Annotated in this window: 27 protein-coding genes; 9 read left to right on the top strand and 18 right to left on the bottom strand. The window is 72.1% G+C overall.

All coding sequences use genetic code 11. The features are described 5' to 3' along the window. Positions 1-72 precede the first annotated feature (72 nt). Complete coding sequence (locus tag ACIA8R_RS35325) at positions 73-2,022, bottom strand: hypothetical protein (protein WP_364096072.1); 1,950 nt, start codon at positions 2,020-2,022, stop codon at positions 73-75. A gap of 169 nt (positions 2,023-2,191) precedes the next feature. On the opposite strand from ACIA8R_RS35325, the gene ACIA8R_RS35320 reads away from it, so the two are divergent. The 3 genes from ACIA8R_RS35320 to ACIA8R_RS35310 are packed head-to-tail and all read left to right on the top strand — an operon-like array spanning position 2,192 to position 4,792. Further along, positions 2,192-2,857, top strand: coding sequence for a hypothetical protein (locus ACIA8R_RS35320; RefSeq protein ID WP_357706210.1), 666 nt, complete (start codon positions 2,192-2,194; stop codon positions 2,855-2,857). Further along, a complete protein-coding gene (locus ACIA8R_RS35315) occupies positions 2,854-3,507 on the top strand; it encodes a hypothetical protein (protein WP_397042190.1) in 654 nt (217 codons plus the stop codon). The genes ACIA8R_RS35320 and ACIA8R_RS35315 overlap by 4 nt, the downstream gene beginning before the upstream one ends. 7 nt (positions 3,508-3,514) lie before the next feature. Continuing rightward, positions 3,515-4,792, top strand: a complete 1,278-nt coding sequence (locus ACIA8R_RS35310) for a hypothetical protein (RefSeq protein ID WP_397042189.1) — start codon at positions 3,515-3,517, stop codon at positions 4,790-4,792. On the opposite strand, the gene ACIA8R_RS35305 is transcribed toward ACIA8R_RS35310, so the two are convergent. Next, positions 4,779-6,020: a hypothetical protein gene (locus ACIA8R_RS35305; RefSeq protein WP_357706207.1), complete on the bottom strand. Its 1,242-nt coding sequence runs from the start codon at positions 6,018-6,020 to the stop codon at positions 4,779-4,781. The genes ACIA8R_RS35310 and ACIA8R_RS35305 overlap by 14 nt on opposite strands. A 215-nt stretch (positions 6,021-6,235) precedes the next feature. Between ACIA8R_RS35305 and ACIA8R_RS35300 the strand changes: the two genes are divergently transcribed. Beyond that, positions 6,236-6,790 carry an XRE family transcriptional regulator gene (locus ACIA8R_RS35300; RefSeq protein ID WP_357706206.1) on the top strand — a complete coding sequence of 185 codons (555 nt, stop codon included), beginning with the start codon at positions 6,236-6,238 and terminating at the stop codon, positions 6,788-6,790. On the opposite strand, the gene ACIA8R_RS35295 is transcribed toward ACIA8R_RS35300, so the two are convergent. The 10 genes from ACIA8R_RS35295 to ACIA8R_RS35250 form a co-directional block, all read right to left on the bottom strand. After that, on the bottom strand, positions 6,766-7,518 hold the full coding sequence (locus ACIA8R_RS35295) for a methylated-DNA--[protein]-cysteine S-methyltransferase (RefSeq protein WP_357706205.1): 753 nt from the start codon (positions 7,516-7,518) through the stop codon (positions 6,766-6,768). The two genes, ACIA8R_RS35300 and ACIA8R_RS35295, sit on opposite strands and share 25 nt — an antisense overlap. Further along, positions 7,515-8,075 carry a sigma-70 family RNA polymerase sigma factor gene (locus tag ACIA8R_RS35290; protein WP_357706204.1) on the bottom strand — a complete coding sequence of 187 codons (561 nt, stop codon included), beginning with the start codon at positions 8,073-8,075 and terminating at the stop codon, positions 7,515-7,517. Before ACIA8R_RS35290 ends, ACIA8R_RS35295 begins: the two co-directional genes overlap by 4 nt. A gap of 103 nt (positions 8,076-8,178) precedes the next feature. Next, a complete protein-coding gene (locus tag ACIA8R_RS35285) occupies positions 8,179-8,481 on the bottom strand; it encodes a DUF1416 domain-containing protein (RefSeq protein ID WP_357706203.1) in 303 nt (100 codons plus the stop codon). Next, entirely contained in the window at positions 8,481-9,320 is an 840-nt protein-coding gene (locus tag ACIA8R_RS35280) for a sulfurtransferase (RefSeq protein ID WP_357706202.1), read from the bottom strand. Before ACIA8R_RS35280 ends, ACIA8R_RS35285 begins: the two co-directional genes overlap by 1 nt. Further along, positions 9,317-9,730 (bottom strand): DUF4395 domain-containing protein, encoded by a 414-nt coding sequence (locus ACIA8R_RS35275; RefSeq protein WP_357706201.1) that lies wholly within the window; start codon positions 9,728-9,730, stop codon positions 9,317-9,319. Before ACIA8R_RS35275 ends, ACIA8R_RS35280 begins: the two co-directional genes overlap by 4 nt. A 173-nt stretch (positions 9,731-9,903) precedes the next feature. Further along, positions 9,904-10,362 (bottom strand): thioredoxin family protein, encoded by a 459-nt coding sequence (locus ACIA8R_RS35270; protein WP_357706200.1) that lies wholly within the window; start codon positions 10,360-10,362, stop codon positions 9,904-9,906. Positions 10,363-10,390: 28 nt separating this feature from the next. Next, positions 10,391-11,203, bottom strand: coding sequence for an anti-sigma factor family protein (locus ACIA8R_RS35265; RefSeq protein WP_397042188.1), 813 nt, complete (start codon positions 11,201-11,203; stop codon positions 10,391-10,393). Next, positions 11,203-11,715, bottom strand: coding sequence for a sigma-70 family RNA polymerase sigma factor (locus ACIA8R_RS35260; protein ID WP_125643242.1), 513 nt, complete (start codon positions 11,713-11,715; stop codon positions 11,203-11,205). Before ACIA8R_RS35260 ends, ACIA8R_RS35265 begins: the two co-directional genes overlap by 1 nt. A gap of 37 nt (positions 11,716-11,752) precedes the next feature. Continuing rightward, positions 11,753-12,418 carry a DUF2993 domain-containing protein gene (locus ACIA8R_RS35255; protein ID WP_357706197.1) on the bottom strand — a complete coding sequence of 222 codons (666 nt, stop codon included), beginning with the start codon at positions 12,416-12,418 and terminating at the stop codon, positions 11,753-11,755. Between the two features lie 72 nt (positions 12,419-12,490). Then, complete coding sequence (locus ACIA8R_RS35250; protein ID WP_357706196.1) at positions 12,491-12,742, bottom strand: MoaD/ThiS family protein; 252 nt, start codon at positions 12,740-12,742, stop codon at positions 12,491-12,493. Between the two features lie 176 nt (positions 12,743-12,918). Between ACIA8R_RS35250 and ACIA8R_RS35245 the strand changes: the two genes are divergently transcribed. From ACIA8R_RS35245 to ACIA8R_RS35235, 3 genes are all read left to right on the top strand, one after another. Further along, entirely contained in the window at positions 12,919-13,611 is a 693-nt protein-coding gene (locus tag ACIA8R_RS35245) for a response regulator transcription factor (RefSeq protein WP_364096096.1), read from the top strand. Between the two features lie 100 nt (positions 13,612-13,711). Next, on the top strand, positions 13,712-17,158 hold the full coding sequence (locus ACIA8R_RS35240) for a tetratricopeptide repeat protein (RefSeq protein ID WP_397042187.1): 3,447 nt from the start codon (positions 13,712-13,714) through the stop codon (positions 17,156-17,158). A gap of 101 nt (positions 17,159-17,259) precedes the next feature. Continuing rightward, complete coding sequence (locus ACIA8R_RS35235; protein ID WP_357706193.1) at positions 17,260-17,628, top strand: hypothetical protein; 369 nt, start codon at positions 17,260-17,262, stop codon at positions 17,626-17,628. Positions 17,629-17,647: 19 nt separating this feature from the next. On the opposite strand, the gene ACIA8R_RS35230 is transcribed toward ACIA8R_RS35235, so the two are convergent. Then, entirely contained in the window at positions 17,648-18,082 is a 435-nt protein-coding gene (locus ACIA8R_RS35230) for an NUDIX domain-containing protein (RefSeq protein WP_397042186.1), read from the bottom strand. Positions 18,083-18,121: 39 nt separating this feature from the next. After that, entirely contained in the window at positions 18,122-19,312 is a 1,191-nt protein-coding gene (locus ACIA8R_RS35225; protein WP_364096106.1) for an aromatic acid exporter family protein, read from the bottom strand. A 102-nt stretch (positions 19,313-19,414) separates the two neighbouring features. On the opposite strand from ACIA8R_RS35225, the gene ACIA8R_RS35220 reads away from it, so the two are divergent. After that, complete coding sequence (locus tag ACIA8R_RS35220) at positions 19,415-20,011, top strand: dienelactone hydrolase family protein (protein ID WP_357706190.1); 597 nt, start codon at positions 19,415-19,417, stop codon at positions 20,009-20,011. Here the strand turns inward: ACIA8R_RS35220 and ACIA8R_RS35215 are convergent. The 4 genes from ACIA8R_RS35215 to ACIA8R_RS35200 form a co-directional block, all read right to left on the bottom strand. Beyond that, positions 19,998-20,846, bottom strand: a complete 849-nt coding sequence (locus ACIA8R_RS35215; RefSeq protein WP_397042185.1) for a PHP domain-containing protein — start codon at positions 20,844-20,846, stop codon at positions 19,998-20,000. The genes ACIA8R_RS35220 and ACIA8R_RS35215 overlap by 14 nt on opposite strands. A 17-nt stretch (positions 20,847-20,863) precedes the next feature. After that, positions 20,864-21,559, bottom strand: coding sequence for a zf-HC2 domain-containing protein (locus ACIA8R_RS35210; protein ID WP_357706188.1), 696 nt, complete (start codon positions 21,557-21,559; stop codon positions 20,864-20,866). Continuing rightward, entirely contained in the window at positions 21,556-22,053 is a 498-nt protein-coding gene (locus ACIA8R_RS35205; protein WP_397042236.1) for a sigma-70 family RNA polymerase sigma factor, read from the bottom strand. Before ACIA8R_RS35205 ends, ACIA8R_RS35210 begins: the two co-directional genes overlap by 4 nt. 170 nt (positions 22,054-22,223) lie before the next feature. Continuing rightward, positions 22,224-22,805, bottom strand: coding sequence for a hypothetical protein (locus ACIA8R_RS35200; RefSeq protein ID WP_397042184.1), 582 nt, complete (start codon positions 22,803-22,805; stop codon positions 22,224-22,226). Between the two features lie 261 nt (positions 22,806-23,066). Between ACIA8R_RS35200 and ACIA8R_RS35195 the strand changes: the two genes are divergently transcribed. After that, positions 23,067-24,653 (top strand): Coagulation factor 5/8 type domain-containing protein, encoded by a 1,587-nt coding sequence (locus tag ACIA8R_RS35195; protein WP_364096115.1) that lies wholly within the window; start codon positions 23,067-23,069, stop codon positions 24,651-24,653. Positions 24,654-24,668 lie beyond the last annotated feature (15 nt).

Below are 24,668 nucleotides of genomic sequence, written 5' to 3'. Positions count from 1 at the left end.
TTCAATTCCCCCACAGTCGGTTCTCAGTAAAGTCCCGCCGATCGTCAGCTCCTCACCACGCCCTTGACCAGGTCATTGCCTGCCCTTGCGCCAGTCAAGGCGTGGCGGTGGTGGCCCGAGGTTGGGTGGCGGCTCTCCGTCGGCGCCCTCGTCGCCCGCCTCAAGGGCCAGCACGGCCTCGCGCACCTCCTCCAGATCGCCCAGCGTGGTCTTGGGGAAGGTCAGGATGGCCGGGTTGGCGTCGGCCAGCCGCACCCGCCGGCCCTCGGCGGTCGCGTCGGTGACGATCACGGACGTCGTGGGGAGCTGCTGGAGCTGGTGCGGCTCGACCAGGAACTCGCGCGAACGGTGCAGCACGCGCTCGGTCTCGGAGATCTTGTCCGCGGTCCTGCCCCACTCGGTGGACTCGGTGATGTCCTCGACCAGGTCGGCGTGGCCGTCGCCGCGGTCGTGCCGGTCGTCGTCGACCTGGGAGATGGTGGAGGTGTAGCCGCCGTCGAGGCCCGGCAGGGCGTCGCTGATCGTCTCGGTGAGCTGGGCCAGCTCCAGCCGGTGCTCGGTGCCGACGTGCTCGCTGGCGACCCGGGCGTCCTCGGCGTTGCCGAGGCGCATGAACGCCACCGCCGCGTGGCCGCGCCCCAGGCGCTCCTTCACGGTGGGGGTCAGGCTCCGGTACGTCAGCACCAGCCCCGTACGGGAGGTCTCGCACGCGTCCATGAGCCGGTCGAGCACGTCGCCGCGGAGCTTGTCGGCGCCCGCCACGATGATCGTGTGGTACCAGGGCCGGTCGGAGGCGGGCGACTGGCGCAGGATGTGGGTGAGCGCGGTGGCCACGTACGTGCCGAGCACGCGGTTGCCGAACACGCCGGCCTGCCGGTCCATGCTCACCACCCGCAGCCGGGCGGGCGGCAGGCGCACGGCCTGGGTACCGAGCGTCTCCAGCTTGCGCAGCTGCGACTCCAGGGCCCAGGCGCGCTCGATCACCACCCGGTCGCTCACGCCGCGGCCGAACAGCGTGCCGATGCGTTCGAGCTGGGGCGCGGTGATCAGGCCGAAGCGCAGGTCGTCCCGCGGGTCGCCGACCTGCGCCAGGGCGCGCAGGGCGGCGGTGACCTGGCTGATGGTGGCGTTCTCGCCGAGCACTTCGAGCACCCGCTCCAGGATGGCGTTGTCGAAGCTGAGGTCACGCGTGGTGCGCTGCTCCTCGCTCACGCTGACCACGTGGGCCAGCACGTCGGCGAACGCCTCCGGCTTCAGCGTGGCCCCGAGGTCGAGCTTGGGCAGGTCGACCGGCAGCACCCAGACCAGCGGGTCGTCGCCGCCCTTGCGGGCCAGCTCGATCAGGTCCTTGGCGATCGCGCCCTCCGACAGGTCGAGCACGGTGAGGTGGCCGCCGCTGTAGAGCCGGGTGGCGCCGAGCAGCGTGATCAGCGCGGACCAGCCCGGCAGCGTGCCGCCGGCCACGTCGATGCGGTCGATCTCGTCGGGGACGGCGACGGCGTACCAGGTGAGCTGGCGTTCGTGGCGCTCCTTGGACTCCTGCCACTCGCGGTAGCGCCGGGCGTGCTCCTCCTGGGCGCGGAACAGTTCTTTGTCACGTTCCTGACGTTGCCGGTCGTCCCTGGCCTGCTGTTCGAGCACCCTGAAGCGCACCGCCCGGTCACCCTGGAGCAGGGCGTAGGTGCAGATGCCCGCCACCCCTCCGGCCGCGACCAGCCCGAGGATCGCGAACGACCACCCCAGGTAGCCGCTGAACGCGGCCACGAGGATCAGCACGGACACGGTCAGGCTGATGGCCCGGATGACGCGTACGGGCCGGTTGAGCATGTCCTCCTGGAGCCGCTCGCGGCGCAGCGCCTCGGCCGCCGCGCGCTCGGACGACTCCGCGGCCGGCGCGGGCTCCTGGACCGGCGAGGGCCGTTTGGGCGGCGGTCCGGGGTCGGGATGCAGCAGCATGTACTGCCACCCCAGGTAGATGCGGTCCGCCTGGAGCTGGGCATGCTCGGGATGCACGTCCGCCACGTGACCCTCCGGCCGCGATATGTCGTTAGTTGCAGGGGCCAGCCCTTTTCCGCTCCGTGACAGCGTATGAGCTTCCACCCCCGTAGCGGCAGGGTTCGCGGCAATTCCACCCGCCAGAAGGGAGCATTGCGGCAGATGGGGCAAGCGTGACCTATTACCATCCATACCCATGACGGAACCCTCCGGCGACACGAGGCCCAGACGCCCGGTGGCGGTGCCCATCGTGGCTCTCGTGGCGGTCACGGCCGTCGGCATCACCGCCTTGCTGGGCGGGCTGAACGAGGCCGCCGACAAGGGCCCGGACCTGCTCGCCCAGGGCGCGACCCTGGACCAGGGCCGTTACTCCACGCGCTTCGTCGAGTCGCGGGTCAAGGTGGAGAAGGCCGAGACCCAGTTCGACGAGGACAAGCGGTTCGTGGAGCTGGTCTTCGAGGTCACCAACAAGGGGGACGAGACGTCCAGCGTCGGCCTGCCTCCCGACCCCGCCAAACCGGAACAGGCGTGGCTCGGCGAGTCCTTCGCCGACTCGCTCGTGGCCATCAGCCCCAAGTTCCCCAAGGAGTCGGGGCCCTTCGTCTACGCCGTGAACAAGGGCGACGAGACCCGGCAGCTCCATCCGGGCGTGACCAGCCAGGTCCTCGTCCGCTACCGGCTCGGCGCGACCGAACGGCCACCGGACAAGGTCACCGTCGACGTGGCCACCTTCGAGTACGTCCCCGGCTTCGAGGACCAGCGGCTGCGCTGGCAGATGATCGCCGAGGAGAAGGACGACAAGTTCTTCCCCGAGGTGAAGGCCCGCGTGACGATGCCGGTCAAGGCGGGTGAGGGGGCATGACCGCCATCCAGCCGCGTTCCTCCGCCGTCCCGGACCGCCCCGGCCGTCCCGACCGCCACGCCGGACACGGGCGCAAGCGGGGCTCGACGCTGCTCAACGCGTGCGCCGGGCTGCTGCTGGCGGCCGCCGCCGTCGGGCTCCAGACGTTCCACCTGTCCGCCAACGAGGCGAGCGCCAAGGTGACGTACAAGGGCGTCAAGGGCGAGAGCGTGGACGCCCGGCGGTTCACCGTACGGCTCGACTCGTTCGTGGCCGCCAAGACGATCCAGAACAGCGACCAGACCATCGCGACGGACAACCTGTTCCTGGTGGTCACCGCCTCGGCCAAGTCGAGCCTCAAGCCGTACCACCTGGGCCAGCCGGAGCTGCTGACCACGGACGGCAAGAAGTTCGACGCCACCGACCGCGTGGCGAGCCCTCTGACGCTGGCCAACACGTGGGTGCAGCCCGACATCTGGGTCAGCGGGCGGTTCTTCTTCGAGGTTCCTCCATCGGCGTTGCCGGGGGCGCGGGTGGTCTTCGGGCTGCCGGCCGAGGTGGTGGTGGAGCCGTTCCAGCCGGAGGTCGAGGTCGACCTCGGGCTCGACGAGGAGGCCGCGCGCAAGCTCGCGGCCTCGCCGCAGGCCGTCTACTCCACCGTCAAGAAGTGATCGCACTGTGAGCACGAACGAGCGCGACTGGTTCGCCCCCAGGAACGACCAGCAGGCCGAGGACCCTTCCCCTTCGGCCTTCCCGCCTCCCCCGCCGCCACCGGGCCCGGCGACGCCTCCGGGACCGCCTGCGGCTCCGGCGTCCCCGGCGTTCCCCGCGCCCGGGCAGGCGTCCGCGCCGGAGCCGCAGGCGCCCCTGCCGGCCAGGCCGCCCAGGCCCCGCCGCCGCCGTACGGTCTCGCCGCCCCCGAACCACCCCACGCCGCCCCCCGGGTACGGCATGCCCGGCGCGGGATCGCCCGGTGGCCCCCGGATGCCCGAAGCACCGCAGAACCCCGCACAGGGGCCTTTCGGGCAGGGCACGCCCGCGACGGGTGCCGGGTTCGGGCAAGGGGCGTCAGGGGCCGGGTTCGGGGGGCAGCCGTCCGCCGGGCACGGGTTCGGGCAGCAGGGGCCGGAACGCGGCCGGTACGTGCACCCCGATCAGCAGGTCTGGCCGCCCGCCCCCCGGGAGTCCTCCGGAGGCCGCAGCACGCAGCCGTTGCCCGCCATCCGCCCCGGCATGACCATGCCGTCCCCGCAGCGGGCCCCCGGCGCGGCTCCCGGCACGGCCCCCGGCGCGGCTCCCGGCACGGCCCCCGGCGCGGCTCCCGGCGCGGCTCCCGGCGCGGGCTCCGTGCCGCCGGAGCAGCCGCCGGCGCCGCAGGAGCCCCCGCAGCCCAGCCGCGGCCGGCTGGTCCTGGTCGCCGTGGGCGCCGTCGTGGCGTCCGTCGTCGCCATGGGCCTCACCACGTACGACGGTTACGTCTTCTACGACACGACCATCACCGACGGCATCACGGTCAGGGAGATCTCCGTCGCCCCCGGCCAGTCGGGCAAGCTCCACGACATCGAGTGGAAGGCCGCGCTGAGCACCGTCCCGGCCCCTCAGGGCAGCAAGCACGGCCCCGAGGTCACCTGGCTGAAGGTGGACATCACCCAGAAGCTGCTCGACGAGGGCAGCGCGACCATGACCGCCGCGCCGGGCAAGGTCAAGCTGGAGGACCGCGCCGGCCGGAGCTGGACGGTGGAGTTCGAGCCGGGCGATCGCCCGACGGACCGGCTGGAGCTGGGCAAGGAGTACAAGATCGAAGGCATGGCCATCGTCCCGACGCCGGTCGCGAACGAGGTCGAGCTCTCCTTCACGCCCAGCGACTACCGCTCCGACACCCCCACGGCGGACTTCTTCAAGCGCGAGAAGGCGGGCAAGCCGGAAGCGGACGTGCTGCGGTTCAGACGTCGGTGAGCGGCTCGCCCTTGAGCCTGGCCCGCGTGGCGGCCAGGTCGTACGTGGCCGCCAGCAGCGCCATGGTGAGCACGGTGACGACCATCTCGCGCACGAACGTCACCGGCCCCTGCTTGTACGTCCAGGCCCACTCGGCCTGCGAGCCGACGAGCGTCACCACGGCGCGCTCGGCGTACTCGGCGCCCACGGTGAGGACGACGTAGCACAGGCACATCATGCCGAACAGCGGCGCGCCACCCTTGATGATCATCCGTAGGGAGTTGGCCAGCGGCAGCCAGCGGTCCCGGAAGCCGCCGGTGAGCTGGTCGAACGACCTCTTGGTGAGGTCGTGGCTGCCCTCCAGCCGGTCCACGCCCCGTTCGAGCCGGGTGCCCTTGAACAGGCTGCGGGTCTCGTCGGAGTAGGCGCCGAACACGAGCATCGCGATGGTCAGCCAGGCCAGCGGGACGGCGACGCCGTCGATGAAGTACGGCCAGAAGTCGCCCACCGCGTCCGTGACCGTCTTCCACAGCGGCACGCTCTTCTCCGCCTGCTCCACCAGGTCCTCGGTGCCGGCGACCACGCTGCGGTGCTCCACCCAGTCGGAGCGCAGCCCGGCGATGGCGACGGTGGCGTTCAGGCCGTAGAAGACGAAGGCGAACTCGGAGAAGGCGGCGCCGAAGCCGAACAGTTTGCCCTTGCCCTGCTCCACGAACTTGGCGAACAGCCACTTCAGGCCGAACAGCACGACCATCGCGCCCAGCGACACCCGCCAGTCGAGGTCGGTCAGCCCCTTGCCGACCTGGGTCTTCTCACCGAACCAGGCCGCCGACGTCATGTCGTAGAAGTGGTGGTTCAGGTCCATGCGCTGGAGGGCGCGCGCGTCCTCCACGTGCCAGCCCCATGAGAGGTAGAGCACCGCGAAGGCGGGGGCCACCCGGTCGAGCACCCTGAAGAAGCGCTCGTCCTCGACGCCCTCGCTCCTCCGGGCACGCATCTCCCACAGCGCGCCGCGCAGGGTGTAGAGCATGCCCGTGGTGACCGTCATCACCGCGAGGACGATCATGGTCAGGAACGTGACCGTGCCCACCAGCCGGACCTGCCGGAAGTCGCCGTAGGCGAGCTCGGTGGCGGCGTACAGCAAGGCGAAGCGCACGACCTGGCCCGCCGCGTACCAGAGGATCAGCGGCAGCGCGCATCTCCCCGCGAGGCGCAGCGCGTGCAGGGGCAGCGAGTACGGCGACGGCATCCGCTGAGCCGGCGCAGACCCAGGTCGGGGCGGCGCCATCACACCTGTCGATCCGGACATCTGCTGAATCGTAGCGGTCTGTCCCTTGCGCCGCAGCCGCAACTCGCGGACACCCGATGACCAGCGTGTTCGCGGACCATTTCCGTGCAGTGACAAATCCGGGAGCCGAAGGATCGGCGGTCCACATCGGACGAACCGTGCGGCACGATGGCGTCATGGACCCGCTGCCCGCGTTCGACCAGGACCCCGCCGTCGTCGGTGATCGGCTGCGACGGCTGCGACAGGCGCGCGGAGTCTCGCTGTCCGAGCTCGCCAAACGGGCGGGCATCGGCAAGGCCACGCTGTCCGGCGTCGAGACCGGCACCCGCAACCCCACGCTGGAGACGCTCTGGGCGATCACCGCGCAGCTCGGCGTGCCCATCGGGGCGATACTCGACTCCCCGCCCGAACCGCGGACCATGCGCGGCGCCGCCATCGAGGCCGACCTGCTGGAGGTCTTCGAGGACGACAGCGTCACCTACGAGCTCTACCGCGTCCGCGTGCCGCCGGGCATCACCCAGACCTCCCCCGCCCACCACAAGGGCGTCAGCGAGCACGTCACGGTCTTCAGCGGCACGCTCAGCGCCGGCCCGATCCACGAACCGCTCACGGCCGGGCCCGGCGACCACATCTCCTGGCTGGCCGACGTCCCCCACGGCTACCGCGCGCACGGCCCCGACGTCGTGCGCGCGACCCTTCTGATGCGTTACCCGGCCAAGCCTTCCACCTGAGCGGGCCGGCAGGTGCGGCACGGCCGGTAGCCGGCCGCCCTGGCCTGGGCCAGGCTGCGGAAGCCGTGGCGGTGGGCGGGGGTGATCCGGCGGGCGTTGTGGCAGGTCGGGAAGCACACCACGCCGGTGGTGTCGCTGGCCAGGTAGAACACCCGCTCCCCGGCCAGCGAGCGCACCCGGTCGAGATCGACGCCCTCGGCCAGCAGCAGCCGTTCCTTGGCCGCCGGGCCGAACACGTAGTCGCCGGTCACGCCGTCGGACCTGACGACCCGGTGGCAGGGCACGAGCAGCGGCACCGGGTTGGCGCCGAGCGCCGTCCCCACCGCCCGTACGGCCCGCGGCCGCCCGATCTGCGCGGCCACCCACGCGTACGGCCTGACCTCGCCCCTCGGGATCGTCCTGACCGCGTCGAGCACGTCGCGCTGGAAGCCGCTGACGCCGCGCAGGTCCAGCGGCAGCTTGCCCAGGCGGCCGGTGCGCAGCGCGGGCAGCAGCCCGGCGGGCGGCCGTTCGGCGGCCAGCAGCGGCCGGCCGAAGCGTTTCCTGAAGGAGGCGGCGAAGTCGTCGCCGGCGTGCACGTACGCCACGCCCTGGTCGGTGAAGGCCACGCGCAGCTCGCCGATCGGCGCGGGCACGCTCACCCAGCGGGCGGCGATCCGGTCGAGCAGCCCGTCGGGCGCGTCGGTGGCCAGCCCGGCCAGCCCGGCCAGTAGCGAATCGTTGTTCATCGGGCACCTCCCAGTTCACGGAGCCGCCGCAGCCCTCGCGACACGTGTGACTTGACCGTGCCCTGCGGAATCCTGAGCACGGTGGCGATCTCGCTGACCGGCAGGTCGACGACGTGCCGGAGCACCACCGCGGCCCGCTGCTCGTCGGGCAGCAGGCCGAGCAGCTCCGACAGCTCGTCGCCGGTCTCCTTGCGGACCGCCGCCTCCTCGACGTTCTGGGCGGGGTCGGGCTCGTCCACGGGTTCGTCACGCAGGTCGGGCGGCGGTTTGCGGGATTTGGCCCTGGCGCAGTTGCGCCAGATGTTCATGAGGATCGTCATCAGCCAGGCCCGCGGCTGCAACGCGGCCACGCGGTCGGGCCCGTAACCCGCCAGCGCCCGGTACGCCCGCAGGAACGCCTCGGCGGTGAGATCCTCGGCGTCGGCCCAGCGCCCGCTCAGCCGCAGCGCGGTCGAGAAGACCAGGCCGCGGTGGGCGGCGTACAGCTCGGCGAAGCCCTCGTCGAGGTCGTCGAGGAGCGCTTTGCGCACCGGGTCGAGGCAGTCGGTTCCACTCACAATCTCTCCAACACCGCCGCGCCGGTTTCGGTTGCGTCCGCCCGGAACGGGGACGGGGCCCGTGTCCGATGTGGACACGGGCCCCGCCTTGACGCTGTCGGGCTCAGACGGCGACCGCGAGCTGGGAGACCTCACCCAGCCTGGCCTCCACCTGAACGTCCCGGGTGACGCCGCCGCCCGCGATGATGCGGACGGTCCAGTCGCCGGGAGCGGCGAAGAAGCGGAAGACGCCGTCGTCGGAGACGACGACCTCACCGGTGAACTCGCCGGAGTGGTCGAGCAGCCGCGCGTAGGCGGTGGTGGCGCCCGTCACCACGCCCTGGATGACGGCCTGGTTGGACAGATCGATCCCGGCCGGCAGCGCGATGGTCTGCTCCGGCGCTCCGCAACCCTGTGCAGTGGTCATCAGCGGGCCTCTCCCAGCTCGATCGGCACGCCCACGAGCGAGCCGTACTCGGTCCACGAACCGTCGTAGTTCTTCACGTTGGCCTGGTCGAGGAGCTCGTGCAGCACGAACCAGGTGTGCGCCGAACGCTCGCCGATGCGGCAGTAGGCGATGGTGTCCTTGCCGAAGTCGACGCCGGCCTCGCCGTAGAGGGCGCGCAGCGCGTCGTCGGACTTGAAGGTGCCGTCGTCGTTGGCGGCCTTGGACCACGGGATGTTGCGGGCCGTGGGCACGTGGCCGCCGCGCTGGGCCTGCTCCTGCGGGAGGTGGGCCGGGGCGAGCAGCTTGCCGGTGAACTCGTCGGGCGAGCGCACGTCGACCAGGTTGAGCTTGCCGATCGCGGAGACCACGTCGTCGCGGAAGGCGCGGATCGCGGAGTCCTGCTCCTGGGCGACGTACTGGGTCTTGGCGCGCTCGGGCACGTCGCGGACCAGCTCGCGGGAGTCGAGCTCCCACTTCTTGCGCCCGCCGTCGAGCAGCTTGACGTCCTGGTGGCCGTAGAGCTTGAAGTACCAGTAGGCGTAGGACGCGAACCAGTTGTTGTTGCCGCCGTAGAGCACGACGGTGTCATCGTTGGAAATGCCGCGGTCCGACAGCAGGGCCTCGAAACCGGTCTTGTCCACGAAGTCGCGGCGGACCGGGTCCTGCAGGTCCTGCCGCCAGTCGACCTTCACGGCGCCACGGATGTGGCCCTTGTCATAGGCGCTGACGTCTTCGTCGACCTCGACGAGTACGACGCCAGGGGTGTCGAGGTTGGCCTCGACCCAGTCGGCGTCCACCAGGGCGGCGGAGCGGCTCATTCGGAAACCTCCATGTTGGCGGCGGGCAGTAGACGGCGGGTGAGCAGGTACGTTTCGCAGCCGAGGCAGAATCCGAAGGCTGCGTTGAGGAAGGCGGCGAGGAGAGCCGCGGCCGTGGCCCCGAGGGCCAGCGATGTGATCCCGGCGGCGAACCCGGCCAGCCCCACGACCGCGAAGAGCAGCCCGACCCCCTGCGCGAACCGCGGCGGGCGAGCGTCCTCCGTCTCCTTCGGGGCGCTTTTGACGAGCGCCTTGAAGAGCATCGTGTACGGCGAGAGCCGCGCGACTCCGAGTGCGAAAACCACCGCCTGGGCGGCAAGCAGCCACGCGCTGCCCGTCACGAGGACGAGAGCGAGGACCAGGGTGGTGATGGCCGCGGCGAAGCGCAGGGCTCTGGGATCAGCACGCATCACAGGATGCTCCTGAAGGGGGCGATGGGGCGGACCAGATGTCCGCGGTGACCGTCCTCAGGCAGCGCGACAGAGCGCGGTGGCGACGCGGCAGAAATCAACTGCGCGCCGCTTCGTGAGCAGCTCTGTCGACGGGTTCATGGCGTCGACACTACTCGTCGTCTCGCCATCTGTCACATCTCGTCCGAGTTCTGAGACAGTTCGTGAGACGGCGATGACTCCCCGGAGGGGATCGCGGCCCCCAGCGCGGCCAGCACGTCGGCCTTCCGCGGCAGGCCAGACGCCTTCTTGACGACGTTCCCTGACGGATCCAGCACAAGCACTGTGGGCGTGCGCATGATGTCGAGCCGGCGCACCAGGTCGAGCCGGGACTCGGCGTCGATCTCGACGTGCGCCACCCCGGGCACGAGCGCGCTCACGTCGGCCAGCACCCGCCTGGTCGCCCGGCAGGGCTGGCAGAACGCGGTCGAGAACTGCACCAGCGTGGCCCGCTCGCCCATGGCGGCGCCCAGCATGTCCGCGGTCAGCCGTTCTCCGGCCGCCGCGCGCACCCGTCCGTCGCGGCGCAGACGTACCACCCCGATCACCGTACCGAGCGCCAGCGTCGCCAGCGCGATCCACAGGCCCGTCACCTCAGGCTGCAACCATGACGGCCCGCGATTACTTCCGCGCCGGGCCGGCGACCTCGACCAGGACGCGTCCTGCCTGGTCGACGACCTCGAAACGGGCGATGTTCCGCATGAGGACCGGCGTCTCCATCTGGAAGACGGTCTCCTTGCGATAGCTCTCGCGGCTGACGGTCCAGCTCCCGGCGATCTCGCGCCGCCCTCCGTCGTCGTAGACGGCCAGGCTGCACTCGGTGCCGACCGGCACGTTCCGCACGGTCACCAGCAGCTCGGTGGTCGCGCCGCCGGGCAGGGCGTAGACCGTGGCGTAGTAGTCCTTGGCCGGGTTCTCGCCCTTGAACGCCCGGCCGTCGGCGGTTCTCCCCGTTTTCGTGGGCATCGTGCTCGGTGACGGGACGGCCTTCTTGAGCCGGGTGTCGGGGGCGGCGTCACTGGCGACGTAGGACTCGCTCTTCAGCGAGTCGTCGGCCGCCGAGGACCCGGGGGCGGCCGCGGGCGCGGCGACCGACTGCTGCGCGGTGTCCTGGCGGGTGACGGTCCAGACCGTGCCGCCGACGGCGATCACCGCGACGGAGGCGGCCACGGCCAGCACGAGCCGCCCGCGCCGGTACCGCCGGGCGCGGGCGTTGAGCAGCCGGTCGAGCACCTGGCGCGGCGGGCTGGCCACCAGTTCGACGTCGCGCTCGGACACCTTGCCGAGGAAGGCGGCGACGCCTTCGAGTTCGAGCAGCTCGGCGCCGCAGGTCTCGCAGGTGGCCAGGTGGTTGTCGATCTCCAGCGCCTCGTCGGGTTCGAGCGCGCCCAAGGCGTGCGCGCCCATCGCGATGCGCACTTCTTCACAGGTCATCACGGCGCCAGCCCCCGCTCCTCAAGTGCCAGCTTGAGCGCGCGCAGCGCGTAGTAGGTGCGCGACTTGACCGTGCCCGGCGGAATGCCCAGCGTCGCCGACGCCTCCTTCACCGATCGCCCCCGGTAGTAGACCTCCAGCAGCACCTCGCGGTGCTCGGGCCGCAGCGCGGCCAGCGCCTCGGCCACGGCCCACGACTCGACCGCCCGTTCCAGCTCGTCGTCGGCCGGCAGGACCGCGAGCGCCTCGTCGCCGGTCTCCTGCGGCCTGGCCTTCTTGGCGCGGTGCTGGTCGACCACGAGGTTACGCGCCACCGTGAACAACCACGCCCGGATGGGACGGCCGGAGAGGGCGTCGGGGTGCCGCCAGGCCCGCAGCAGCGTCTCCTGCACCACGTCCTCCGCACGTCCGGAATCACCCGTGAGTCGCAGCACGTACCCGTAGAGTGGCCCGGCGTGCTCGTCGAAGAGGGTGCGTACGAGCTCCTCGTCCGCGGTGCCTGCTGCGCTCACGCCCTCATCACGTACGGGGGGCCGCAGCGGTTCAGGCTCATCCACGGATGGGCACGTCAGACGCTTCGGCCGAGAACTCCAATCCGTCGGCCACGCTCTTGACCCCGGTGACCTTCACGTCGAAGGGCAGCCCGCCCTTGAACGGGATCGTGTAGGTCACGAAGTGGGCGAGCTGGTCGGGCAGGCCCTGGATCTTCTCCGCCTGGAGCCGGATGCCGCCGTCGGCCACGTCGACCCGCATCTCCGCGTTGAATCGCATCTTCTGCGCCCCCACCGTCACCTCTCCCGACGCCACGAGCCGCCTCCCGTTGCCGCTGATCTTGATGCCCCGGGGCGCGTACTTGTCGATCGTGGCCCGGGTGAGCGTGCCGCTCACGGTGACGCGCCCGGCCCGGACGTCGGCTCGGTTCTGCAGCACGTCGGACAGGGGGGCGGTCACGTCGTAGGCGGCGCCGCGCAGGTTCTGCACCGGCACGCCTCCGTAGGTGAGGGTGCCGAGATCGAACCGTACCTCGGGATAGTGCCCCGAGACGGCCTGAGTGAGAAACGGGATGCCCTCGATGCTCACCTTCGGGGTGTCACCGAGGTCGGAGGCGGCGGCGATGCGGTTGGCGAGGTCGCGCTCCACACCGGCCACGGCGACGCGGTCGACGACGACGAGGAGGACGGCCAGCACGAGCAGAAACATGATCAGCTTGCGCATGGGGCTCCCTGTCGTCGGCGGGGGTTCGAGCCTATCGATCCGGCGGTTCTCCTTCCCCGCCGGAGCCGCGGATCACCCGCCGGCGAAGGGCGGCAGCACCTCGACCGTGACGCCCTCGCCGAGCACGACCGTGTCGTGGGCGCGCCTGCCCACGGGAGCGCCGTCGACGAGGAAGGACGAGCGGCCGACCACCCGGGCGAGCTCGGCCCGGTTTTCTGTGATTTTCGTCATCAGTTCTTCAAGAGTTGTCGCGTCGAACGACTCTTCCGCGACTCCGGCGGCCTCCTTGGCCGCCGCCCAATAACGTACTTTTCCAGTGGCCATGCGCTGCCTCACAATCGACTCGGCTCTATTGTGCGCCGTTCTTAACACGCGTGTTTCAAAGGATCCGCTGTTCACCTGGTGGACGCGCAATGGACGCGACCAGGCCGTGGGATATCCTCGCGTACAGGACCTGGGCGACGTCGCCCCCGGGTCCTTGCGTGTTTGAGGAGGCTGTAATGAGCAACCTGCTGATGCTGACCAACGCCCTCGAGCCGTCCTCCGAGGTGCTGCCGGCGCTCGGGTTGCTGCTCCACTCCGTCCGGGTCTCGCCGGCCGAGGTGTCGGCGCTCATCGACACGCCGCCCGCCGACGCCGTCGTCGTCGACGCGCGCAAGGAGCTCGTCCAGGCGAAGAGTCTGTGCCGGTTGATCCGCACCACGGGCATCGACTGCCCGCTGCTGGTGGTGGTGACCGAGGGGGGGCTGGCCGCCATGACCGCCGAGTGGGGGGTCGACGACGTGCTGCTCGAATCGGCGGGGCCCGCCGAGGTGGAGGCGCGGCTGCGGATGGCGACCGGGCGCAGGTCGCAGGTGGCCGCCGAGGACGTCCCCGACGAGATCCGCAGCGGCGACCTGTCGATCGACGAGGCCACCTACACCGCGCGGCTGCGCGGGAACGTGCTCGACCTGACGTTCAAGGAGTTCGAGCTGCTGAAGTACCTCGCCCAGCATCCCGGCCGGGTCTTCACCCGCGCCCAGCTGCTGCAGGAGGTCTGGGGCTACGACTACTTCGGCGGCACCAGGACGGTCGACGTGCACGTCCGGCGGCTGCGCGCCAAGCTCGGCACCGAGAACGAGTCGCTGATCGGGACCGTGCGCAATGTCGGCTACCGGTTCGTGCCCGACCGGAGCGATTCCGCGCACGTGTGATCCGTTGACCCGTGTTCGCCCGATGTGACACTTTGTCGTTGGGACTGTTTCCAACCTGTCAGGTCGAGGACACCGCCGTCCCCAGATTGGTGGTGGCGGCGTGGGTCTGTTCAGGTCACTCGTGGACGAGGGCGCGAGCCCCCGCCTCTTCCGTCGCGGCGAGCTGATCTGCTCGCCGGTCCGGCCGGTCAGCCGCGTCCACCTGATCGACCACGGGTATGCCCGCGAGCACGTCCCCGGCGGTGACCGGGAGGTCGTGCACGACCTGCGCGGCCCCGGCGACCTCGTGGGCGAGCTGGCCTTCTGGAGCCCTGGGGAACGCGTCAAGGTGGACGCCCTGACCGAGGTCCGGGCCTGGCCGATCGACCTGCGGCGGTTACGCGAGCACGCCTCGGCGGGCCCGGCCGTGGCGACGGCGCTCGTCCAGGAGCTGTTCGCCAGGAACCTGGCGGCCCGCAGGCACGAGGCGCTGGCCCGCGCGCCGGTCGCGGCCCGGCTGGCGGTGTGGCTGCTGCACCTGGAGGAGCGGTACGGGCTGGCCTCCGCCGCGGCGCCGCCGCTGTCCATGGAGACGCTGGCCGACCTCGTGGGCAGCGCGCCGGACGTCGTGCAGCGGCAGCTCGCGCAATGGGTCAGGCGCGGCTGGCTGGTGCGGCCGGCGTACCGGAGGCTGCGGATCGCCGACCCGGTGGCGCTGCGCGAGGCCGCGGGGGCCTGGGAGCACCTGGCGGAGCCGTGGCGCGGCCGGGTGACGCCGTTCCTCACGCGGCCGGGCGCGCAGGCCGGGCCGCTGCCGGTCGGCGAGCTGCCCAAGCCGCGCCAGCTTCCCTCCGACGTGTCCGACTTCACCGGACGGCAGCAGAGCCTCGACCTGCTCACCGCCTGGCTGGACCGGCCACGCCGGACGAACACCATGGTCGTGCAGGGCCTGACCGGCGTGGGCAAGACCGCGCTGGTGACGCACTGGGGCCACCTGCACGCCGACCGGTTCCCCGACGGGCAGATCATGATCGACCTGCGCGGCCAGTCGCCGACCCAGCCGCCGATGAGCTCGGCCGAGGCGCTCGGGCAGATCCTGCGCTCGCTGGGCGTGGGCGAGCACATGCCGGCCGCCGACGAGGCCGAGCTGATGCTGCTGTACCGCAGCAGGATCGCCGGGCGCAGGCTGCTGCTCATCCTGGACAACGCGGCCGACCCGGCCCAGGTGCGGGCGCTGCTGCCGGGCGGCAGGGACTGCGTGGTGCTGGTGACCAGCCGGACGCGGATGGCGCCGCTGCGGGCCACCGGGCACGCCGACCTCATGGACCTGTCGGTGCTCGACCCGGGCAACGCGGTGGCGCTGCTGGTGTCGGTGCTCGGCGCGGGCTCGCCGCGGGCCGCCGACCGGGACGCGCTGGCCGAGCTGGCCCGGGTGTGCTCGTACCATCCGTACGCGTTGCGGATCTCGGCGGCCAAGCTGGCCGAGGATCCGGGGCTGAGCGTGCGGTCGCGGGCGGCGGAGCTGCGTACGCCGGACCGGCCGCTGGCCGGGGACCCGGAGGAGGCGTTCAGGTCGGCCCTGGACCTGGCGTACGAGTCGCTGAGCCACGCGCAGCGACGGGCCTTCCGGCACGTCGGGCTGCTTCCCGGGCGGGACTTCGCGCCGGAGGTTCTGGCGGCGGCGCTGGGCGTGCCGGTGGGCGAGGCGGTGGCGGCGGTGGAGGGGCTGCACCGGGCGTACCTGGTCGAGCCGCTGCCCGGGTCGCGGTACCGGGTGCACGACCTGGTCAAGTGGCAGGCCAGGGAGCTGGGCCGGCACGCCGAGGCCGGGGTGCGCGAGGCCAGGGTGCGGCTGCTCGACCACTACCTGGCGGTCGCGACCGATCCGGAAACGCCGCGCGAGTGGTTCGAGGCCGAACGGCGTTCGCTGGTCTCGGCGGTGCGGCTGGCCGAGGAGAGCGGCGCGTACGGGATGGCCTGGCAGCTGGCTGAGGCGGTGTTCGAGCCGTTCAGGAGGCTGCGGTACTACGAGAACAACCTGGAGGTCCAGCAGGCCGGGCTGACCTCGGCCATCCAGGTGGGCAACCGGCGGGCCGTCGCGCTCATGCGCAGCCACCTCGGCTCGATCCACCGCGACATCGGGCCCTCCACGCTGGCGGCCAGGTTCATCGGCGAGGCACTGGCCGACTTCACCTCGCTCGGCGACCGCGAGGGGCTGGCCCGCGCGCTCAACGACCTGGCCGAGGTGCACGGCATCGCGGGCAACAGGGACGAGGCCCTGCGCCGCGCGGGCGAGGCGCTGGAGGCGTACCGGGAGATCGGCGACCTGGCCGGCGTGGCCGAGTGCCTGCACACGCTCGCCCTGCTGCACCTGTCGCAGGAACGGCACGACCTGGCCCTCCGGTACGCCGGCCAGGCGCTGCGCGTACGGGTGGAGCTGGGCGACCGCAGGGGCACCGCGCAGAGCCTGATCGTCTCGGCCCGGGTGCGGCAGAGCCTGGGCGAGCCGGACGCGGCGCTGTCGGAGGGCCTGGAGGCGCTGTCGATCTGCCACGAGCTGGGCGACGAGCACGCCGAGTCCGAGACGCTGCTCTGCCTGGCCGAGATCTACGACCGGCTCCGATTGCAGCAGGACGCCCGGCGCGACGCCGAACGCGCCCTGGCCGGGTACACGGCCACCGGCGACCAGCACGGGTGCGGACGCGCCCTGGGCGCCCTGGGCCGGATCGCGCGCAACGGCTCGCGCTACGACGAGGCGCTGGCCTGCTACGAGCAGGCGCTCGCGGTGCAGGTCGAGCTCCACCACGAGCAGGGCAAGGCCGAGACGCTGGGCGACATCGGGCTGGTGCACTGGCGGCTGTCGGACTACCTGCGCGCCGACGACTACCTGAACCAGGCGCTCGGCATCAGCCGGGTGATCCGCGACGAGCCCGTCGAGGCCCGCATGCTCAACCGGCTGGCCCGGGTACGACGCCGCCAGGGCCTCCCCCAGGTGGCCTTCGTGTACGCGCTGGAGGCGCTGGACCTGGTGCAGGGGCTGGGCAACCGGCGGGCGGAGGCGGACGTCCAGGAGACGCTGGCGTACACGTACCTGTCGCTGGGGTGGCACGAGCAGGCGCTGTGGGCGGCACGGGCCTCGCTGGCGCTCCGGGAGGAGACGGGCGACGACAGGGCCAGCGCGCTGCTGTCGATCGCGCAGGCGCTGCACACGGGTGGCGAGCCCGCGGCGGCCCTGAAGTACGCCAGGGAGACCGTCGAGCTGCAGAAGGAGAGGGGCACCAGGGACCGGTGGGCGTCGGCGCTGACGACGCTGGCCATGGTGCTGCTCGACCTGGACCGGGCCGAGGAGGCGCTGGCCCACGCCGAGCAGGCCAGGGACGTGCACCTGGAGTGCGGGACGCGGCGCGACCTGGGCTGCGCGCTGCGGGCGCTCGGCCTGATCACCGCCAGGCTCGGGGACCGCGCGGCGGCGGTGGCCCACCTGGCCGAGGCGGTGCGCACGCTGGAGGAGGTGGGGGACGTCTTCGAGAGCCGGCGGGCGGCGCTGGAGCTGCGGGACCTCTCCTGAAACACCGCTAAAAGTCGGGAAATCTCGGAAGTGAGGTCGCAGATCTGCTCCGGACCTTCTCGTTAGCTGGTGCCACCAGCGACGACACGGAGGTGATCCGGATGCTCAAGAACCATGTGCGTCGAGACCTGCAGTCACTCAAGCGACAGGCGCGCAGGGACCGGCGGGTGACGCTCGGCCTGCTGGCCGGGATGCTGGCCGCCTGGACCCGCCAGCTCTCCCCCGGTGACCCGCCGCCGGGGCCGGGGGTGCTGCTCGCCCTCTCGGTCGGGCTGATCACCGCGTCGGGGGCGGCCTGGCTGATGGCGGCGTACTTCGCGGTGCGGGCGGTCAAGCCGCGGTCCGAACCGGTGGAGGTGCTGGTCTGGGTGGCTCGGGTGGGCAGGAGCAAGGAGTGGGCGTTCTGCTCGCTGGCCGCGTACGTGGCCTGGCACCTGCTCCAGTTCGTCACCGCGCTGCTCCTGGCCTGAGCGGGGGCGCGGCGGGCCGTCACCTGCGCGGTGGCGTCCCGCCGTCTCCGCGCCACGCCCTGACGGCCGCCCGGATCAGCGGCGCGTAACCGGCTTCGAGGTCGCCGGGCAGCCGGTCCACGGGGAAGAAGCGCAGGTCGCTGTGCTCCTCGCTGACACGCGGCTCGACCGGCCCGGCGGGGGTGGCGAGCAGGGCGACGACCAGGACCTTGCCGCCGGCGATGTGGAAGATCTCCGCGCCGACGACCCCGCCGACCTCGACGTCGAGGCCGCTCTCCTCCAGGACCTCGCGGCGGACGACCTCGGCGAGGGTGTCGTCGGCCCGGTCGGGCCAGCCGCCGGGGAGCTCCCAGGCGTTCCTGGGGTTCCTGCAGAGCAGGACGCCTTCGTCGGTCAGGACCACGCCCTTGATCGAGGCGTGCATGAAGTACCAGCCGGTCTCCGCGTCGATCACCAGGGGATCATGACACGGTTCGCGGGCCCGTGGGCAAGGTCAGGGGAAGGCGGATCGGTGGGGGCCGGTGTCGGGGTCGAACTCGTGGCGGATTCTGGCGCAGTCGTCGAGCAGGGCGCCGTACAGGGGCCAGAGGGGGCCCTTGGGGCGGGAGTCGGCCAGCTCGGCGGTCAGGTGGCGCTGCTGGTGCTCGCCCTCGCGCAGGGCCGCGCACAGGTCCGCCATGTCCCTGGACGCGGCCTTGCCCACCTGGATCAGCCCGAAGTTCCGGAAGATGCGCGACAGCGCGCGCAGCTCGTCGGCCAGAGGTTCGGGCAGGTCGGCGGCCTTCTCACCGGGCAGGCCGCGGGCGCCGGCGATCAGGTCCACCAGCCCGCGGGCGATGCTCCTGAGCTGGTGCCCGGCGTGGTCGAGGCAGGTCGCCGCCTCGGCCGACTGGCGCAGGCGGCGGTCGTAGCGGCGCCTGCGGCGGAAGGTCAGGCGCAGGGACTCGGCCGCCTGGTCGGCGGTGTCCTTGGTGTTCTCCAGGCGCTGGGACAGCTCGCGAGAGCGGTCCAGCCAGTCCCGGGCCATGTCCTCGGTCCAGTGACCGCTCAGCCCGTCGGCCATGTCCTGGGTCAGGTCGGCCAGCTCGGCCGACATGTCGCACAACTCCCTGGCCGCGTGCTCGACGAAGCGCGGCGGCAGGATGAGCAGGTTCGCCGCGATGCCGATGGCCGCGCCGAGCAGGACGTCGGCCAGGCGCGCGAAGCCGTACAGGCGGCCGAGGGAGAGCACCAGCAGGGCGGTGATCGGAATCTGGACGTTCTGGGTCGGCAGGTTGAGCAGGCGGGTCAGCACGAGCCCGGCCGCGACCAGCACGCCCAGCGTCAGCGCGTTGACGCCCATCAGCCAGATCAGCCCCGTCGCCGCCGCCACCCCGACCACGACCGCCCCGACCTGCTGGAGCCCGCGTACGACCGTGCTGTAGGCGGTCGCCGAGACCGTGAGCAGCACCCCGATCGGCACCAGCACGGGCAGCGGCACCTTCAGCGCGAACGTGGCGAGCCACCACCCGAACACGCAGGCCAGCGTCACCTTGACCGTCTGGGCGAACGCCTCCCGCTCGGCCACCAGCCACTCGCGGAACCCCTGGGCGCGCAGACGTGCCAGCCCGGCCGCCGCGCCCGAGACGATCCGCCCGAGCGGCGCGCCGGCGCTCTGCTGCTCGCGCCCCGGCTCTTTGCTCATACTCCCAGGTCAATGCCCATTCCGACGGTGGATAGAGGTCGCCGTGCCTGGGTAGCGGCAAGGTTGTGGCGCAGCGGGGCAGCGCGCCGTCGGAGGTGAAGCATGACCGGCGACCTGGTCGTCCCTGACGCCGCCCGGGGGGTGGTGGTGTTCGCGCACGGCAGCGGCAGCAGCCGGCTCAGCCCGCGCAACCGGTACGTGGCCGAGGTGCTGAACAGAGCCGGCCTCGGGACGTTGCTGTTCGACCTGCTCACGCCGGAGGAGGAGGCCGACCGGGCGAACGTGTTCGACATCGCGCTGCTGGCCGGGCGGCTGCTGCGGCGTACCGAGGAGCTGCGCGGGCAGGAGGAGGCGGCGGGGCTGCCGATCGGCTACTTCGGCGCGAGCACGGGCGCGGCGGCGGCGCTGTGGGCGGCGGCCGAGCCGGACAACGCGATCGCGGCGATCGTCTCGCGCGGCGGACGGCCCGACCTGGCCGGCGGGCGGCTGGCCGCGGTACGCGCCCCCACGCTGCTCATCGTCGGCGGCCGGGACCCGATCGTGGTGGACCTGAACGAGGAGGCTCAGCGGCACCTGCGCGCCGACACCCGCCTGACGGTCGTGCCCGGCGCGACCCACCTGTTCGAGGAGCCCGGCGCGCTGGAGAGCGTCGCCGAGCACGCCCGCGACTGGTTCACCACCTACTTCACGGCGCCGTGACGGGCACGGCGCCCTTCGCCTGGCCGACCAGGCGTTCGTAGACCTCCTGGGCGGTCGTCTCGCAGCCCAGCCGGTGGCCGGTCAGCTCGCCGTGGTCGTCGCTCGACCCGGTGACCTCCAGCCCGAGCCCGGCGGCGAGGCGGCGCAGGTGGGCGCGGGCCTCGTCGTCGTGGTCGAGGTGGTCGGCCTCCACGCCGAAGAGCCCGGTCTCGGCCAGCTCGGCGATCCACTCGTCGGGCACGGCCTCGCCGCGCCTGACCGCCTTCGGGTGGGCCAGCACGGGCACCCCGCCGGCGGCGCGCACCAGGCGGACCGCGCGTACCGGGTCGAGGGCGTAGCGGGTGACGTGCGCGCGGCCGCCCGTGCCGATCCACTCGGCCGTGAACGCCTCCTCGGGCGCGGCCACGGCCCCGGCGGCGACCATGGCGCGGGCGATGTGCGGCCGTCCGACCGGGCTGCCGCCGGCCAGCGTGGACACCTGCTCCCAGGTGATCGGCACGCCCAGCTCGACCAGGCGCTCGACGGTCAGCCTGCCGCGTTCCTCGCGGGCCTGCCGGATGAGCTCGCACTCGGCCAGCAGCTCGGGGTCGGCGGGGTCGAAGAGGTAGGCGAGCAGGTGGATGCTCTGCCCGGCCCGCCGGCACGACAGCTCCATGCCCGGCACCAGCGTCAGGCCCTCGGGCAGTGCCTCGACGGCCGCGCGGTGCCCGGCGACGGTGTCGTGGTCGGTCAGCGCGAGCACGTCGAGGCCGCGCTCGCGGGCGCGGCGCACCACGTCGGCCGGCGGCTGCGTGCCGTCGGAGGCGGTGCTGTGGCTGTGCAGGTCGATGCGCATCGCTCGATGGTAGGCGGTCACACCTGGACGGTCGCGAGGATCCGGCCGTCCAGGGTCTCGATGGTGAAGTGGTTCAGGTCGTCCTGGGTCAGGCTGGTGCCGCCGTGCAGCAGCAGGGCGTCGGGGGCGCCGGCGACGCCGTACCCCTTGTCGGGCACGCCCCAGCTCGCCACGGTCTCCGAGCGGCCGTCGTCGCCGAAGGCCACCAGGCGGCACTTCAGCGGCCCCTTGACGCCCTTGAGCTCCAGCGCCACGTGGGTGCCCCAGCCCTTGTCCTCGACGCCGACGACGCCGGAAACGCCGGTCGCGGGGTCGCTGACCGGGTAGGTGCGGCCGGTCATGAGCAGCGCGCGGGCGGGGCTGTGCACGCTGTCGGGGTCGGGGCCCGAGGCCGCCGCGTTGACGGCCAGGAAGACGCCGGTCGCGACGAGGAAGCACGCGGCGGCCGACATGATCCCCCGGTGGAGGGTCCGGCGGCGGCGTTCCACGGCGGCCCGGCGGACGATCAGCGACTCGACCGGGGACTCGTCCGGCTCGGCGCGCAGGTCGTCGGGGTCGACGCCGCGCATCAGCTCCCCCATGGCCGCGAACGCGCCGACCTCGCCGGCGCAGCTCGGGCAGCCGTGCAGGTGGCGCTCGAAGGCGTTGCGCTCGTCGTCGTCCAGGAGGCCCAGCGCGTACGCCGCGACGTCCTCGTGGTGCACCTCGTTCATGGGAGCCCCACGCCCCTTTCCTCCAATGCGATGCGTAACGCCCGCATCGCGTAGTACACGCGGGACTTCACCGTGCCCACGGGCACGCCGATCGTCTCCGCGGCCTCCTGCAACGTGCGATCACGCAGGAAGGTCTCCGTGAGCACCTGGCGGTGCGCCGGCGAGAGCGAGAGCATGGCGTCGGTCACCACGATCTCGCGCAGCAGGCGGTCGTCCTCGGCGGCCACGGCGTTCGCGCGTTCGGGGACCTCCTCCACGGTGTCGAGGGGACGCGTGCCGGCCCGGCGCCGGTCGTCGATCACGACCCGGCGGGCCACGGTGGCCAGCCAGGGCATCAACGAGCCGTTGTCGGTCCGCAGGTCCCCGAGGTTGCGCCAGGCGCGCACCAGCGTCTCCTGGACGACGTCCTCCGCCCAGCGCCGGTCGCCGCCCGTCAGCCGGACGGCGAAGGCCATCAATGGGGACCCGTATTCGCGGTACAGGGCCCGGACCATGGCTTCGTCGGTCACACGATGATTCACGCGGCGACTCCTCGCGCTGCGTACATCATGAAATGTCGCCCAGACAACTACTGATATTGAATTATTGCCCTAGTCACGGGCGAGGAACAAGATACGGGATTTGCATAAATCACCAGGTTTGCCGATTCGGCAGTAAAAGATGATCATTCGGCTGATGACACGCGGCCGTGCCGGCCCGCCGCTCGCGGCCGGCCCTCCGGACGCGCCGGCTCGTACGGACCGGCCCACGCCTCGGCCTCGCGCAGCAGCTCGCGCACCGAGGCGTGCCGGGCGGAGGCCGAATGCCCGAGCAGCACGCGCACCAGCTCCATCGCCGCCGGCCGGGCGGCGGGGTCCGGGTCGCGGCACTGGTCGACCAGAGCGCGCAACACGGGCGGCAGCCGGTCGAGGCCGGTTCCGCCCTCCATGTGCCCGGCGGCGGCGAAGACGATCACGTCGGCCCACTCGCGCACGTCGGCCGGCGGCAGCTCGCTGCTCCTCGGGCCGGGCGCGAACGACGCCTCGCCGAGCGGTCCGACCAGCACGTTGTGCGGCCCGAGCCGCAGCCCCGCGATCCCGGTCAGATGCAGCCTGGCCATGGTCGCGGCCGTGCCGAGGGCGAGCCGGTGCAGCTCCTCGCCCTCGTACGGCCCCGCCGCCGCGACCACGTCGGCCAGCGGCTCACCCATCCCCAGGTAGTCGCGCGGCCGGAGGGCCAGCCCGCCACCCCATCCCTGACTGTCCATCGCCGTCCTCTGGCTCGGTTCTCGTCGTCAGGGTGTACGCCGGTCCCCGCGGACAGGGTTCAACGGCTCCCATGCGGAAAACTCATGGGACGACGACCGCCGCCGGGCCGCGCCGCGGATCACCACCCGCCTCCGCCACCTGGCCGCCTGGCATTTCGGTCGCGAATTTAGATGAGATCAGCTCATGTTCGGTCTTGCCGAGGCCCCTCCGGCGGTGGATGCTTGCGGCGACCCCGGTACCGCAGCCTGGGAGGTGGTCCCGTGTTCCACCGTCTCACCCGCCGGGCGGCCGCAGCCGTCCTTCTCCTGACCGGCGCGCTGGTCGCGCCGTCCGTCCCCACCGCCGCCGCGCACGCCGCCGCCGCTGTAAGCGGCTTCGTGGACGGCCACAGCCACCTGTTCTCGTACGAGGCGTTCGGCGGCAAGCTCATGTGCGGCGAGCCGTTCGACCCAGACGGCATCGAGCAGGCGCTGACCGACTGCTCCGACCACTACCCGAACGGCGAGCTGGCCTGGTACGAGAACTTCACCAGGACCGGCAAGCCCACCGGCACCCACGACCCGGTGGGCTATCCCACCTTCCGCGACTGGCCGGCCAACGACTCGCTGACCCACCAGCAGGCGTACTACACCTGGGTCGAGCGCGCCTGGCGGGGCGGGCTCCGGGTGCTGGTCAACGACCTGGTGGCCAACCGGCAGCTGTGCGCGATCTACCCGCTGAAGAAGTACTCCTGCGACGAGATGTCCTCCATCCGCCTCCAGGCCCAGCGAGCCCGCGAGCTGCAGGACCACATCGACGCCGAGTCGGGCGGCCCCGGACGGGGCTGGTTCCGCATCGTGAACGACCCCGCCGAGGCCAGGACCGTGGCCGCGGCCGGCAAGCTGGCCGTCGTCCTCGGGATCGAGACGTCGGAGCCGTTCGGCTGCCGGCAGATCTTCGGCATCCCCCAGTGCACGAAGGCCCAGATCGACCGGGGTCTGGACGAGATGTACGCGCTCGGCGTGCGCAGCATGTTCGTCTGCCACAAGTACGACAACGCGCTGTGCGGCGTGCGCTTCGACTCCGGCACCCAGGGCGCGATCGTCAACGTCGGCAACCTGCTGGCCACCGGCTCGTTCTGGCAGGCCCGCACCTGCACGGGGCCCGAGCACGACAACACCATCGACCCGGCCGGCGTGCTGCCCGACCAGATCGCGCGGCTGCTGCCGCCGGGCGTCTCGCTGCCGCTGTATCCGCCGGCGCCGCACTGCAACACCCGGGGGCTGACCTCGCTCGGGACGTACATGGTGCAGGGGCTGATCCGGCGCGGCATGCTGGTGGAGATCGACCACATGAGCGTCAAGGCCGCGGCCCAGACGCTCGGCCTGCTGGAGGCGGCCCGCTACCCGGGCGTGATCTCCTCGCACAGCTGGGCCGACCCGAACTTCTTCGCCCGCATCTACGCACTCGGCGGCATGATCACCCAGTACGGCCACAACTCCCAGGACTTCGTCGCGGAGTGGCGGCGTACGGCGCCGCTGCGGCAGCAGTACAACGTGCCCGGCTACGGCTACGGCCTGGACGTCAACGGCATGGGCCGGCTGCCCGCCCCGCGCGCGGGCAACGCCGCGAACCCGGTGACCTACCCGTTCGCGTCCTACGACGGGAGCGTGCGACTCGACCGGCTGCGCACCGGGCAACGGGTCTGGGACGTCAACGTGGACGGCGTGGCCAACTACGGCCTGGTCCCCGACTGGATCGAGGACATGCGTCTGCTCGCCGGTCAGGACATCGTCCGTGACCTGGCGAGCGGCGCGGAATCGTACCTGCGGACGTGGGAGGCGACCGCCGCGCGGCGACTGCCGTGAGGCAGGCGTCCCCGT

It is taken from the genome of Nonomuraea sp. NPDC051191 (assembly GCF_044455665.1).
GTDB lineage: Bacteria > Actinomycetota > Actinomycetes > Streptosporangiales > Streptosporangiaceae > Nonomuraea.
Note: the sequence above shows the minus strand (reverse complement) of the source record. Positions and strands in the feature narration are given on the sequence as shown.